Origin of the sequence: Phocaeicola faecicola, from assembly GCF_013618865.1 — a bacterium.
In the GTDB taxonomy this organism is placed as follows: Bacteria; Bacteroidota; Bacteroidia; order Bacteroidales; family Bacteroidaceae; genus Phocaeicola; species Phocaeicola faecicola.
Genome location: NZ_JABSOE010000018.1, coordinates 20,870 through 35,912, shown reverse-complemented (window position 1 = coordinate 35,912; position 15,043 = coordinate 20,870). Strand labels below are relative to the sequence as shown.

Genomic DNA, 15,043 nt, shown 5'->3' with positions numbered 1-15,043 from the left:
AAAAATCATGAATATCAAAAAAATACCGGAAAGAATATGCATTCCTTCCGGTATGTCTCCCTGTTCTACTCAAAAGAAACTTCCAACTTCCGGTAATCAGTTGAACAGTTTGAATCCGATAAAATAGGTACGTGGCTGACTCGGGCCGTACACGTACTTCGAATCACGGGTAGCCCCGGCATCCAGGTCTTTCTGATACGAATTGAAAATATTCTGTACCCCTCCATTCAACTGAAGTTTCAGGTGATCGTTCAGCACAAAAGTATAGTTCAGTTTCAAATTCAAATCCATAAAGTCCGGTGTACGCTCCATCCGGTCTTTCTCAATATATCCGGCCATATGAGGAACCCACATTTTTCCGGTATATACTCCCGACAAAGAAGCATCGAAATTCTTCAGCGGAGAGGTCGAGAAAGTAAAGTAACCGTAATAATCCGGCGTACGGGTCATGGTGGTAATCAATGAAGCATCGGGATCCTCACTCCATTTTACTCCCTCTGTGTATCGGCTGCGCTGTGCCGTGAATCCCAGCTGCAACTGTGCCTCACGCCCATGGGCAATCTTATAATCGATGTTCGCTCCATATACCCGGGCACCACGTCCGTTGCGGCGTTCGTGCACTTCTGCCCTGGCCTCATCGTCATAGCCCACAGGTTCCAGATAAAACACATCATTCAATGCTGTATAGAAACCTTCAATCAACAGATTCGACTGGAAGTGACCGAAATTGAATCCCCAGTCGATAGAACCGCTGAAACTGTTGGAACGCTCCGGCTTCAACCCTTCTGCCACACGGATCAGCACCATATTTCCTCCTACTGCTGCCACATGAAGGTCCTCATCGTAAGCCTGAGGGGCACGGAAACCTGTCGACCAGGTCAGGCGTCCCTGGAATTTCTCTGAAGGCTTCCACAACGCATTGATACGCGGACTGAAAATCAGTTTTTCCACCAGATTATGCTTGTCCAGACGGAATCCGGCCAGAATCGTGAAGTAATCCATCTTCCACTCATTCTGCAGGAACGCACTTCCTACCTTCACATCCTGCTTCAGGTCACGCTGATATCCCAGCATCTTATCGTGCAACGAGTTATACTGGTACTCCACTCCACCGGTAAACGTAGCCGGAGCAAAAAAACAACGGTCCATATTGCCGACATACATCGCACCTCCCACAGCCGTCAGGTCCTTGGTACTTCCATAAGCATTCAAATCCATGCCACTGCCATAATAACTGTTGCGGTCAATGTGCTGCAACGAGGAATATACCGACAGTTTATGCTTGTACTCGCGGAAGAAAACATCGTAAGTCAGTCCCCCACTGTTGATAATATGCTTGGTCTGCTCCGTAATGTCCGTTTCATGAGGCTGCAAGTCGAACTTGTTTCCTCCACGGCGGAACTCGTTGGTAGTATGATACTCCAGACTGATACGGCTGAACTGAGTAGGACGGTAATACGAACGCAGTCCGAAAGTATTCATATTCAGTTTACCCAGTTCTGAAAAACCATCACCGTTGGCATCGTACGGATTACGGTTCCGGTAAGCCTGATATACGGCAATACCATACGAATTGTCAGAAGAAACCAATGAGGCATTGGCCGATACATTCTGTTCCCAGGTTTTGGCATCCAAGCCCGACAACGTAGAAGCAACCTGGAAAGAGTTATTGACCGGGTCTTTCGTGATGATATTAATCGTACCGCCTACCGCATTGGCACCGAACAAGGCAGATCCGCCACCGCGTACCACTTCCACACGTTCAATCATGTTGGTCGGAATCTGTTCCAGACCGTATACTCCCGAAAGGGCACTCATCACCGGACGGCTGTTGATCAATATCTGCGAATAAGGACCTTCCAGTCCGTTGATACGGACCTGCGAAAATCCACAATTCTGACAGTTATTCTCCACCCGCAGTCCCGACTGGTAATTCAGCGATTTAGACAAGTCGGTCGAATTGACCATCTCAAACAGTTTGTTATTCATTACATTAACCACCACAGGAGCTACCTTCCGGCTGGTTTCATTCCGGTTGGCAGAAACCACCACCTCATCAGTCAGGATACTCTCCTCCTCCATCACGAAATGCATGTCTACCGTAAACTCCTTGCTCACCGTCACCTTCTTGGTCTGAGTGCCGTAGCCCATCACCTGAGCCTTCAGCGTATACTTGCCTGCCGGTACGTTCTTGAATCTGAAATAACCGTCCTGGTCCGTCACAGTTCCGTCTCCGATTTCTACTATCAGTACAGCCGCATAAGGAATTCCTGCTTCCGTACCCTTTTCAATCACATGTCCGGTAATTACATTCCCCTCCTTCACCGGAGATGAGATTTCCGGCATAGCCAGTCCTACCAGGCTACAGCATAAGCCCAGCAGACAAGCAATATATTTTTTCATCTTTAATTATCTGATTTTATAAATAATAATACAGCGTATTCCTTTATTTCCAGAACAGCCATGACAGTGTCTGGCATCATTTCCTGATACCTTAAACAAACCATACCTCAATCCGCCGGTTGACCTGCGGATTAATCGGAATACGACATCTGGTCATTGCCTGCCATCAGGAACGACCTATAAAACAAACTTTTATCAAATAAGAAAAGAGACGGGAGGGGCACGCAGACTGATGGTCCCGACCAGACCAGTGGATACCTGCTGTGCAGTCCATGCCTCATCCAGCGAATATAAAAGAGGAAGTGACACATGTGCAAGCTCCAGCGTTTCGGGTTCCAGAGAACCGAATACCGAAAAAGTCTGCAATACCAGCAGCTGGCCTTCGGTATGAGTGTGTGCCTTCTTGAAAGGATGGGAGTGAACCAACATCACGCCATTGATCACGTGCACGTGTGCAAACAACGTTATGCTTGCATAATAGATGGCAAACAGACTCAGGAGTCCCATTGCCCACACGCGAAAATATGTACGGACTTGCTTCAACATCATCGGTTGGCAAAAATACGAAAATTCATTGAGATGGTAAAATTTTCAGCATCTTTTCAAGCGTAACTCTCAGATACACAAATACCAATTTTTAGGTATTGCCCTGCTTTACCCCACTCCATACCTTTGCAAAGAAAAACAAACATTAACAAACCTTTTAAAAATACTTTTCAATGAAAGCAAATCATGTACTTGCAGCAGTCGCTGTTGCGTTGTGCTTTACTGCATGCAGTAAGAACGACGGTCCGGAAACTCTTATACCGGCAGAACGAAAATCGGTAGAAAACCTTGATGTGACCAATTATGGAAAATGGACTTATATCAATCTGAATACCGGGGAACACAAACAGTATGATGATTGCAGTGAATGGATATATACCGACGGTACAACCGTTCCTGCGAAAGCCCAGCCGGAAATAGACATTGACTGGCACATCGCTGTGCACCGCTATGAAATCAGGACCAACGGCGGAGAAGTGCTGGACACCCAGACTACCGACATGAACGCGGTTTCCTCACTGCCGGCCGGCACTTATGTGGCAGATGAATCCATCACCCATGAAGACAAGGAGTTCCCCATTATTACCGATATGTCAAAAATGATGGAAGGAAATGTAGGTTATGCCCGTACAGCCACCATCAACCGCACCTTATGCAACTGGGTCACCAAAAAGGAAACGGGTGCCATGCCTCCGGTCATTTACACCCCGAACAACCATGTATACGTACTCAAAAACAAAGACGGCAGCTGGAGCAAACTGCAGTTTACCGCAGCCGGTAACACCGAGACCAACAAAAGCGGCTATCTCACATTCTCTTACGAACATTATCCAATGAAATAAGCCCAATGAGAAAAATACTTTTTATCTTTTGCATACCCCTGCTGATGATAGCTGTCATCGCCAGGGGTAATGTTCCGGAAAAAGGCGGCAGAGAAGCAAGCTACCCGTATATCATAAAAGGAATCATTACCGATGAACACAATGCTCCGCTACCCGGGGCTTCCGTAAAAGTGCTTGGAACCACCTTCGGCGCAGGAAGCGACAGCCAGGGAGAGTTCATCATACGAATGGAAAACACTACCCAACGCACCCTCAATGTTTCCTTCGTCGGATACCAGCCACAAGAAATCACCATTACTCCTTCTCTGTCTCCAGCTCCTTTGTATATCCGGTTGCAGCCTTCATCCAACCAGTTGAATGAAGTAGTGGTTACCGGAACCTTCATCGAAAAGCCCTTGAAGGAAGTTCCCGTACTGACCCGCATCATTACGCAAAAAGAGATACAGGCACTGAATCCCATGAGCATTGAAAACCTGCTCCAGTACGAATTGCCCGGACTGCAGATCGGGTACAACTCCATGAGCCAGTTGCCGGAAATCACCTATCAGGGAATGGGAGGAGAATACATTCTTTTCCTTATCGACGGAGAACGGGTCAGCGGTGAGGGGGCCGATCACAATGTAGATTTCACCCGGTTCAATATAGATGACATCGAGCGTATTGAAGTCATAAAAGGTTCACAGTCTACCCTGTATGGCTCCAACGCCCTCGGCGGGGTAATCAACATTATCACCAAGACTGCCGACCGCCCCTTTACCGGCAACCTGAGTGCCCGGTATGCAGGAACCGACGGACAGAAATATACGGTATCTGCAGGAGCCCGGAAAAACCGCCTCACTTCATACACCAGTCTCACGTGGCGCCAACGGGATACTTACTGCATCGAAGACGGCGGTGAAAGCAGTGAGACGGGAGGAGTACGGTCTTCTACCGTCTACGGATACAATATCTGGAATGTCTCGCAGAAACTGGGATATACCTGCAACGAACACCTGAGTGTCGACCTGAAAGGCAGTTTCTATCACAACCAGCGTGACCTCATGGCCGGCAAGCTGTATCAGGATTATTTCATCGATTATTCAGTCGGAGGGAAAATCAAGTACCTTCCCAGAGAAGGACAGCAACTGACTTTATCTTATACATACGATAATTACAAAAAGGATAAGGATTATCTGAAAAGCGACAAGCGGAGTACCGATTACCGGAACATTACCCAGACTCCACGACTGGATTATACGGGAAAATTCGGGAATCATACGGTCAGCATCGGATTCGAAGGAAACATGGAGTATCTCAAGCATTATATGCTGAAAGACAGTTCGCATGTAGCCAACAAGGCGTATAGCTTTTACATACAGGAGGACTGGCAGCTCCACGAGCAACTGAATCTGATTATCGGACTCCGCAGTGATTATCATGAAAAATATCACCTGCACCTCACCCCGAAGTTGTCGGCCCTGTGGCATCCTGCTCCATGGCTTACTCTCCGCGGTGGTTACTCACAGGGATTCCGCTCTCCTTCCCTGAAAGAGCTGTATCAGGAATACGATATGGGAGGACTGGGTATCATGATGCTTTACGGTAATCCCGACCTGCAACCGGAAACCAGTCATCAGTATTCGCTTTCCGCCGAATTCACCCAAGGAGGATTGAACGTATCGGTGTCTGCCTCACACAACCGTTTCCATCACAAGATTGCGTTGCTGCCACTCAATGACGGAACCAGAAACCAGCGTTACGAGAATGCCGACCGAAGCCGGACTACCGGAATTGAAAGCATCGTACGCTACAGTTTCGGACAGGGTATCGTACTGACAGGTTCCTATGCCTATACAGATGACTATCAGGAAATCGATGGAAAGAACACTTCGTTTGTACGGCCGCACAGCGTGACATTCAATGCCATGTACCATCGGAAATTCGGTCAAGTGGGTATCAACTGCTCTTTGAACGGACAATGGTATTCCCGACTGGAAACCTATTCTTTCAGTTCTACGAAAGATGACTATACCCTGTTCTCCTTCGACCCGCGTCTGGTATGTTCACTGAACATGGGGGCTACTCTGCCTCGGGGAATATCCCTAAATCTAGGTATCGACAACCTCCTGAACCACAAAGACAAGGCAGCCGACAGTTCCATACAGGTGCCACAAAGAGGAATCAGTCTGGTAGGAACCCTCCAGATTAACCTGACCGACATGTGGAAACTGTAACTGCAGACGGGAGTAAAAACGGACACATTCAACTAACGCATATAAAGACTATAACCATAAAGAGTATGACAAAAAGAAAAAGAAAAAAGTATCTGAGTCTGGCCGGAGGACTGATTGTCCTGGCCTTCTCACTGGCCGGAGCCTGGAACCTCTGGTTCGGTACAACGAAAATAGGATTCCTCAATTATCAGGTGATCAATCTGGGAGAGATTGCAAAGGCAAACCACAATCCGTTCATCCGGATTGCGGAAATAACGACCGACCAACTTGATAACCTGGAGAAATATGACATGATTTTCATCAATGGGATGGGGCTCCGGATTACGGAAGAGCAAAGGGAAAGAATCGAGCAGGCAGCCACGCGGAACCTGCCGGTACTGACGACTGCAGCCACCAATCCGGCCAACAATATCTGCTCGGTGGATTCTGTGGCCAATACAGTTTTGCGGGATTACCTGGGAAACGGAGGAAGACGGAACTATCAGAGCATGCTGAATTACGTGCGCAAATACATCGACCGGAAAATCATTTCCATTCCCGAGCCGGAAGCGGTAGTCGAGGCTTCCAGTGAAATGCTTTATCATGCCGATCCTGCACATCCGGAAGACGAAGTGCTGGGGTTCAATACGGTGCGTGAATACGACGACTTTCTGAAAAAACAGGGACTCTGGAAGGAAGATGCTCCGCGTATCGTACTGACCGGACAGATGGGAGAACCGGCCGACCTGATACGGAAGTTGGAAGAAACAGGAAACCGGGTTTATCCGGTGCGGAACATGCGCATGTTCATCCAGTTCCACCAGATTGATTCAGTTGCCCCCTCTGCCGTCATCAACATGGCACACGGCCGGATGGGAGACTACATCGTAGACTATCTGAATCAGCAGAACATTCCTTTGTTCTCTCCGCTGAATGTGAACCGCCTGGTTGCAGACTGGGAGAAGGATGACATGGGCATGAACGGCGGATTCCTGTCGCAGAGTGTGGTTACTCCGGAAATTGACGGAGCCATCCGTCCTTTCGCCCTCTTCGGTCATTATATCGACGAAGAAGGACTGCAGCGTGCCTATGCCATTCCGGAGCGACTGGAAACCTTCGTGCAGACTGTCAATAATTATATCCGCCTGAAGAGCAAGCCGAATTCGGAAAAGCGGATTGCCATTTATTATTATAAAGGTCCCGGACAGAATGCGCTGACTGCCTCGGGCATGGAAGTGGTTCCTTCACTGTACAACCTGCTTGTCCGCCTGAAAAAGGAAGGATACAAGGTAGACCATCTGCCGGCCAGCAGCCAGGAACTCGGCAAACTCATTCAGGCACAGGGAGCCGTATTCAATCTGTATGCCGAAGGGGCTTCCGACCGCTTCATGAAAGAAGGGAACCCTGAACTGATTACCAAAGAACAGTATGAGCAGTGGGTCGGACAAAGTCTCCGTCCTGAAAAATACGCAGAAGTAGTGGCAGCCCACGGAGAGTTTCCGGGGAATTACATGGCTACGGAAGACGGCCGACTGGGAGTGGCACGCATCTCTTTCGGCAACGTGGTACTCTTGCCTCAAAATGCAGCCGGTACCGGTTCCAACTCGTTCCAGATGGTACACGGGACCAATGCGGCTCCTCCACATCCCTACATTGCCTCCTACCTGTGGACACAGTACGGTTTTCAGGCAGATGCACTGATTCATTTCGGTACGCACGGAAGTCTGGAATTTACCCCTAAAAAACAGGTGGCTTTGTCGAGTCTGGAATGGCCCGACCGGCTGGTGGGGGCACTTCCGCATTTCTACATCTACTCCATCGGCAATGTGGGAGAAGGCATTATCGCCAAACGCCGGTCGTATGCCGGACTGCAGTCGTACCTTACTCCGCCTTTCATGGAAAGTAATGTAAGGGGGATTTATCGTGAACTGAACGAGGCCATCAAAAACTACAACAATCTGCTGGGAGAAGAGTCACGCAACGAAACTCGGCTCGACCGTGCTTCACTGGCGGTAAAACGTCTGGCTGTGGCACTGGGCATGCACCGGGAACTGGAACTGGACAGTCTGCCGACCCGCCCTTATACGGAAGAGGAAGTGGCCCGGATTGAAAGTTTCGCCGAGGAACTGGCCAATGAAAAGATAACCGGCCAACTGTATACGCTGGGAGTGCCTTATGAGAAGGAGCGTATTGAATCCAGCGTATATGCCATGACGGCCGAACCCATTGCCTTCAGTCTGCTGGCGCTCGACAAATGGAGGGGAAAGGCTGATCCGATGACTGAAAAGCACCGGACCCTTTTCACACAGCGATACCTCACACCTGCCAAGGAAACGGTAAGGCAATTGCTGGCAAATCCATCGGAGGCAACCGACAACCGGATATGCCGGCTGGCAGGTATCAGTACCGAAGAGTTGAACGAGGCACGTGAAATAACCCGTTCACAGAAAAACCCGGAAGGGATGATGGAGATGATGCGGCAGATGGCAGAAATGGGTGGAAGCCGTCCCGAAGCCTCATCACAGGCAGATGAAAAAAGCCAAGGACATCCGAAAGGCATGGCAGACATGATGGCCATGATGAAGAAAAAGGAATATACCAAGGAGCAGAAACAAAAGGCTGCGGCCATCATGGAAATCGAGCGTACGGTCAAGAATGTCATCCATTACCGCAACGCCCTGCTCGAAAGTCCGGAAAACGAACTGAAAAGTCTGGTCAACGCCCTGAACGGAGGCTATACCTCTCCTTCTCCGGGAGGAGATCCGATAGCCAATCCCAACACCCTGCCTACCGGACGCAACCTGTATTCCATCAATGCGGAGGCTACCCCATCGGAGGCAGCCTGGGAGAAGGGTGTCCGTCTGGCCAACCATACCATCGAGATGTACCGGAAACGGCATAACGACTCCATTCCACGGAAGGTGAGCTATACCCTGTGGAGCGGGGAATTCATTGAAACCGAAGGAGCTACGGTGGCTCAGATCCTGTATATGCTGGGAGTGGAACCGATCCGGGATGCGTTCGGACGTGTCAATGACATCCGTCTGATTCCTTCCAAGGAACTGGGCCGTCCGCGTATAGACGTAGTGGTACAGACCAGCGGACAGTTGAGAGACCTGGCTGCTTCCCGCCTGTTCCTCATCAGCCGCGCTGTGGAAATGGCAGCCAATGCCAAGGACGATACGTACGAGAACCAGGTGGCTGCCGGAGTGGTGGAAACCGAAAGGGTCCTGATTGAAAAAGGACTTACGCCTAAGGATGCGCGGGAAATGGCTACCTACAGGGTATTCGGAGGCATGAACGGCAATTATGGTACCGGCATCACCGGTATGGTAGGATCGGGCGACCGCTGGGAAAGTGAAAAGGAAATCGCTGCAACCTACCTGAACAATATGGGAGCGTATTACGGCAGTGAGAAAAGCTGGGAGACTTTCCGCAAGTCGGTATTCGAGGCTGCGCTGACTCGCACGGATGCCGTCATCCAGCCCCGTCAGAGCAATACCTGGGGAGCACTCAGCCTGGACCATGTTTATGAATTCATGGGTGGAATGAACCTGGCGGTCCGCAACGTCACCGGAAAGGATCCGGATGCTTACCTGAGCGACTACCGCAACCGCAATCACGTGCGGATGCAGGAGGTCAAGGAGGCCATCGGTGTGGAAAGCCGTACCACCCTCTTCAATCCGAACTATCTCCGCGAGAAGATGAAGGGAGAAGCCACCTCAGCCAGCGGTCTGGCCGATATCATCCGCAATACCTATGGCTGGAATGTCATGAAGCCCAAAGCCATCGACAACCGGATGTGGAATGAAATCTTCGAAGTCTACGTAAAGGATAAGTTCCACCTGGGCATGAAGGATTTCTTCGAGGAAGCGAATCCGGCAGCCTTGCAGGAGATTACTGCCGTCATGATGGAAACTGCCCGGAAAGGCATGTGGAAAGCCAGTGAATCGCAGTTGAAGGAGGTAGCTGCCCTGCATACGGAACTGGTCAACAAGTACAATCCGGGATGTTCGGGCTTTGTATGCGACAACGCCAAGCTGCGCGAATTTATTGCAGCCCGCACCCAGCCTGAGGAAGCGGCCCGGTACGAGAGCAAAATCAATGAGGTGCGCGAAGCCGTCAGTGAGGCCGGCGACAAAGGCATGGTCATGAAAAAAGAAGAGATGCGTACCTCACAGGCCGAGGCAGAAACCCAGATGCTGAACAACGGTATCGTAGCCATCGTAATTGTCGGTGTGCTCATCGGACTGGTAGTGGTCATCCGCCGCAAACGTAATACACAGAAATGATATGCAAACAATTGTCTTGGTACTGATGATACTGGTCTGTTTCAACTTCATGTTGAAGCAGACCTACTGCAAGCGCTGGGTCGTCGGCGGAGTCTCCGCCGCCTGCGCCTTGTTTACCGGTTTGATGTGGCCGTATGCCATCGAGCAGTCGAAGACACAGATTGCCGACTGGCTGGCAAACCCGTCACTGATGCTGGATACTTCGGTCATCCTGAGCATCGAGGTCTGTCTGCAGCTCAGTTTCTGTATGCTGGCGGTCCACATGATGAACGGAGGCACCGCAAAGCCGCGTACGTTGTGGACATACCGTATCCTGCGCGGATTTCCGGGGTTGCTGGTATTCCCTGTGCTATTCAGTGGACTGACAGCAATGATTTTCAGTTTTCCGGGAGTTTCCTTCTCCGCACTGGCCTGGAGCATGGCTGCCGGAATATTGGTGCTGATTCCTGCAGGAACCCTCTTTCTCCGCTGGCTGTTGCCGGAAAAGGAACTGCGGCTGGAACTGTTGTTTCTGACCAATTCCCTGACTGCCATTCTGGGGATTGTCGCTACGGTCAACGGGCGGACAGCCGTAAAGGGTGTGGGAGAAGTGGACTGGACGGCATTCGGCGGATTACTGATACTGGTAGTGGCAGGAGGTATCCTGGGAATGTGCATCAGAAGATACCGGCTCCGGCGACTTCACTCACGGGATTATTAAAATTTATTTTACATTATACAACTATTAAACTGAATCATTATGAACTACATCTCAGACATTTTATATTGGATTTCTACCGGACTGCTGGTTCCGGTCATCGTGTTGCTGATTATCTTATTCATCCGTTCGCTCCTGCTCATCGGCAGTTTCTTCGGACAGTATGTAGCCATACGGAAAACCGAAGCCTTGCTGAAGCAAGAGTTCGACCAGCTGACTCCCGATACGGTTGCCGGACTGGGTGAACGGCTGCCCGAACGCGCGGGAACCCTGGTCATCGGCTACATCCGCCGGATGCTGGAAACCGGAAAGAGTCAGGCACACCGGCAGCGCCTGCTGGCCGATTACGAGATCATGGCCGATAAGGACCTGGCTATCTCTAAGACACTCAGCAAGATGGGGCCGATGCTGGGACTGATGGGTACGCTGATTCCGATGGGTCCGGCCCTCGTCGGACTGTCGACCGGAGACATTTCGTCCATGGCCTACAACATGCAGGTAGCCTTTGCCACTACGGTAGTCGGACTGTTTGCGGCTGCCATCGGGTTCATCACCCAGCAGGTAAAGCAGCGCTGGTATTTGCAGGACATGACCCATCTGGAGTTTCTGGCTGAACTGTTGAACGAAAACAAGAAGGAATCATGAAGCGGAATTTATTGAAGAGAGAAGAAGACAACGACCCGATGAGCGTGGTCAGCAACCTGTTCGATGTGGCCATGGTATTTGCCGTAGCCTTGATGGTGGCCCTGGTAAGCCGCTACAACATGACAGAAATGTTCAGTCAGGAGGATTTCACGATGGTCAAGAACCCCGGAAAGGAGAATATGGAGATTATTACCAAGGAGGGAGAAAAAATCAACAAGTATACCCCCAGCCAGGACCAGTCGTCGAAAAACGGGAAGAAAGGAAAGAAGGTGGGAATTGCTTACGAACTGGACAACGGAGAGATTATCTACGTACCGGAGGAGTAGACAAAACCGGCTTTCACATTCAAAAACTAAACGAAAAAAATGAAATCATGTATGCAAGACAATTCATATGCTTTCTTCTCCTGTGGGGATGTTTGCTGGCAGGTGCGCAGACTCGTCGTCTGACAGGGAAGATTTTTGACAAAGACCATCAGCCGCTGCCCGGGGCAACCGTTCAGGCAGGCAATACTTCGTACGGTGCCATTGCCGATGCGGAAGGCCGTTATGAGCTCATCGGTAAATGGAACAAGGGAACGATACTCAAGTTTTCCTTTATCGGCATGAAGCCGAAACTGGTCACTTACAACGGTGAACGGCAGTTGGACGTGCAACTGACCGAAGACATGAATCAGATGGAGGAAGTGGTGGTGACCGCCAAGACCAACATCAACGAGATTGACCTTCGGGCAAAAGCGGGAGTGGTGCAGACGGTCGACCTGAAGCGAATCGAAAGCAAGCCGATGATCGACCTGGGACTAGCCCTGCAGGGAAGTGTTCCGGGACTGATGATTACCAATACCGGCGACCTGGGTTCGGACCCGCGCATCCGTATCCGCGGCAACACTTCGCTGCGCAAGGGGAACACCACCAACGAACCGCTGTACGTAATGGACGGACAGGTCATCAGTCCGGAGACCTTCTATAACCTCAACCCGGCCGACATCAAGGATATCAAAGTACTGAAGGATGCGGCTTCGTGTGCCCTGTATGGCATCAAGGCAGCCAACGGAGTACTGGAAATCAGTACCCACCGGGGGAGCAACGGACATACTACGGTAACCTACAGCATGGATATGGGGGTGACTACCCGCGGACGGCGCGGAGTGAAGATGATGGACAGTGCCGAAAAGCTGGAACTGGAACGGCTGTTGCAGAATCCGGCTACGCCCGGTTACCGGTACAGTGCCGATTATTACCAGAAGTATTATCCCGATGCACCGGACCTGCAGGAGATGATCCGCTACGGTGAAGCCCGGCTGGATTCGCTGAGGGGGATTCAGACGGACTGGTTCAAGGAGCTGCTCCGCATCAACCTGTACCAGAAACATAATGTCAGCCTGCGTGGAGGCAGTGAACAGACTTCTTATTACCTGTCGGCCAATTATACCCGCCAGGGAGGACGGTTGCCCGGCAACGACAAGCAGCGCATGAGCATGCGCCTGAACCTCGACCAGCGGCTCGGAAAGATAGGTTACCTGATGATGGGGGTAACGGGAGGTTATGCCCGTACGGATACGCCCAACGGTACTTCCTCCGACCCTTCGGCACTGATTTACAACCTGAATCCGTATGAGCAGCCCAACGGTGCCGAACTGGTTTCTTATCCGGGAAGGAGTTATTTCGACCTGATGAACCAGTACAGCGAACAGAGTACTGCGAAGGATGCAGGGGCAAGTGCGACACTGACGCTGAATCCGCTGGCGGGACTGGATGTCGCTGCGGTAGCCGGACTGGATTTTCTCCTGGGGGAAGTCCAGCAGTTCACTCCTTCCACTTCGTATTCGGAAACGACCATCGGAGTACCGGAAATCGAACGGGGCATCTACAAAAAATCCAAGAACGTGACTACCAATCTCTCTGCCAACGTGCGTGTCAATTACAACCGGGTATTTGCCGGAAAGCACGACCTGACAGTGGGGGCCAACATGGATTATTACCTGACACTGTTGGACAATGTGGGAATTACGGGGTACGGAGTGGGAACCATCAATTCGTCGTCGGCCATCAACCAGTCGCTTTCGGGCAACCGGAAACCGGCGGTTAGCGGACTGAAGGATAAGAGTGCGCAACTGGGGTTCGGAGGGGTCTTCGGATATACGTTCGACGGTACGTACGACCTGTATGCGACGTACAAGGCGGATGCTTCTTCCATCCTGCCGGCCGACAAGCGCTGGAACAGTGCCTGGGCGGTGAGTGCGGGATGGACGCCTACCCGGTATGCGTTTCTGGAAGACCAGAAGGTGCTGACTTACCTGAACCTCAAGGCATCGTATGGGTATACGGCCAATTTGAGCGGTGTATCGGTGTCTTCTACGGTCGCTACCTTTGCTTTTTCGAACGGAAGTTACGAGAACCAGCGGCCGCTGGATTTCATTACGCTGTACAACAAGGACCTGAAGCCGGAACAGACCAAGTCGGTGGATGTGGGACTGCATATCGGTCTCTTCGACCGGGTGGACATCAGTCTCAACTGGTACAACCGGCGTACGGAGCAGGCATTGCTGGATGTGCCTATCCCCTCTTCTACGGGATACACTTCCCTGCAGCGGAATATCGGAGTGCTGCAGAACAAGGGGTATGAGATTGCGGTCAACGGACGTATCCTGGACAAGGGCGACTGGCTGCTGAGTCTGGGAGTCAATTTTTCATACAACAGCAACAAGGTGCTCGACCTCTATTATGCCGACAAGATTTACATCAGTGAGCAGTCGCTCCTGCCCGATTACGAGGTGGGAAAGGCTTTCGACATGCTCTACGGACCGCATTCGCTGGGAATCAATCCGCTCACGGGCTATCCGGTGTTCCGGACGGCCGACGGAGGAGAAAAACAGGCAAGTGAGGTACTCGAGGCGGAAGACATTGTGGCCCTCGGTCACCTGACTCCCCCCTGTACGGGAGGCATCAACTTCAGTCTCAGTTACAAGTCGTTCGACCTGAATGCCGACATGTATTACGTAAAGGGAGGCATCCAGCCGTTCAACTATTCTTACGTGCGCAATCAGGACAATGCCCACCGGAACGCAGTGTCGGGGCAGACGGAGAAAATGTGGTTCAAGCCGGGAGACGAGGAAAAAGCATATTCCAATCCGTTTTATACCAATGCCACGGCAGAGGATAACCTGAGCCTGTACTCCAACTCGCTGACGGTAGGAAAAAGCGACTACCTGAAGCTTTCCATGGTTTCTCTCCGGTACCGGCTGCCGTCGCGTTTCCTCCGCCGCAACCTTCCGTTTGTGAAATACGCCAGTCTGGCCCTGCAGGGGTCCAATCTCTTTACCTGGACAGCCTACAGCGAGTCGGACCCCGAAAGCGGCACCCTCGCCGGAAGTCAGCAGCCCATTTATACGGTCAATGTCAACCTTACCTTTTAAGTCACCGCACC

At 51.1% G+C, this 15,043-nt stretch carries 9 protein-coding genes; 7 read left to right on the top strand and 2 right to left on the bottom strand.

The genetic code is table 11. The features are described 5' to 3' along the window. Nucleotides 1-96 precede the first annotated feature (96 nt). Together H3001_RS06855 and H3001_RS06850 are read right to left on the bottom strand one after the other, a co-directional pair. On the bottom strand, nucleotides 97-2,403 hold the full coding sequence (locus tag H3001_RS06855) for a TonB-dependent receptor (protein WP_181214484.1): 2,307 nt from the start codon (nucleotides 2,401-2,403) through the stop codon (nucleotides 97-99). A gap of 195 nt (nucleotides 2,404-2,598) precedes the next feature. Continuing rightward, nucleotides 2,599-2,952, bottom strand: coding sequence for a hypothetical protein (locus H3001_RS06850; RefSeq protein WP_181214483.1), 354 nt, complete (start codon nucleotides 2,950-2,952; stop codon nucleotides 2,599-2,601). A gap of 170 nt (nucleotides 2,953-3,122) precedes the next feature. Between H3001_RS06850 and H3001_RS06845 the strand changes: the two genes are divergently transcribed. From H3001_RS06845 to H3001_RS06815, 7 genes are all read left to right on the top strand, one after another. After that, on the top strand, nucleotides 3,123-3,791 hold the full coding sequence (locus H3001_RS06845) for an HmuY family protein (protein WP_178245285.1): 669 nt from the start codon (nucleotides 3,123-3,125) through the stop codon (nucleotides 3,789-3,791). A 5-nt stretch (nucleotides 3,792-3,796) separates the two neighbouring features. Further along, a complete protein-coding gene (locus H3001_RS06840; protein WP_246368516.1) occupies nucleotides 3,797-6,004 on the top strand; it encodes a TonB-dependent receptor in 2,208 nt (735 codons plus the stop codon). Between the two features lie 65 nt (nucleotides 6,005-6,069). Further along, the gene (locus H3001_RS06835; RefSeq protein WP_181214482.1) at nucleotides 6,070-10,275 is read left to right on the top strand and encodes a cobaltochelatase subunit CobN; all 4,206 of its coding nucleotides are present in this window, start codon (nucleotides 6,070-6,072) and stop codon (nucleotides 10,273-10,275) included. 1 nt (nucleotide 10,276) lies between these two features. Further along, the gene (locus H3001_RS06830; protein ID WP_178245281.1) at nucleotides 10,277-10,975 is read left to right on the top strand and encodes a hypothetical protein; all 699 of its coding nucleotides are present in this window, start codon (nucleotides 10,277-10,279) and stop codon (nucleotides 10,973-10,975) included. A gap of 39 nt (nucleotides 10,976-11,014) precedes the next feature. Then, on the top strand, nucleotides 11,015-11,617 hold the full coding sequence (locus H3001_RS06825) for a MotA/TolQ/ExbB proton channel family protein (protein ID WP_178245279.1): 603 nt from the start codon (nucleotides 11,015-11,017) through the stop codon (nucleotides 11,615-11,617). Beyond that, a complete protein-coding gene (locus H3001_RS06820; RefSeq protein WP_178245277.1) occupies nucleotides 11,614-11,943 on the top strand; it encodes a DUF2149 domain-containing protein in 330 nt (109 codons plus the stop codon). The genes H3001_RS06825 and H3001_RS06820 overlap by 4 nt, the downstream gene beginning before the upstream one ends. Nucleotides 11,944-11,990: 47 nt before the next feature. Next, complete coding sequence (locus H3001_RS06815) at nucleotides 11,991-15,032, top strand: SusC/RagA family TonB-linked outer membrane protein (RefSeq protein ID WP_178245275.1); 3,042 nt, start codon at nucleotides 11,991-11,993, stop codon at nucleotides 15,030-15,032. The last annotated feature ends 11 nt before the right edge of the window (nucleotides 15,033-15,043 follow it).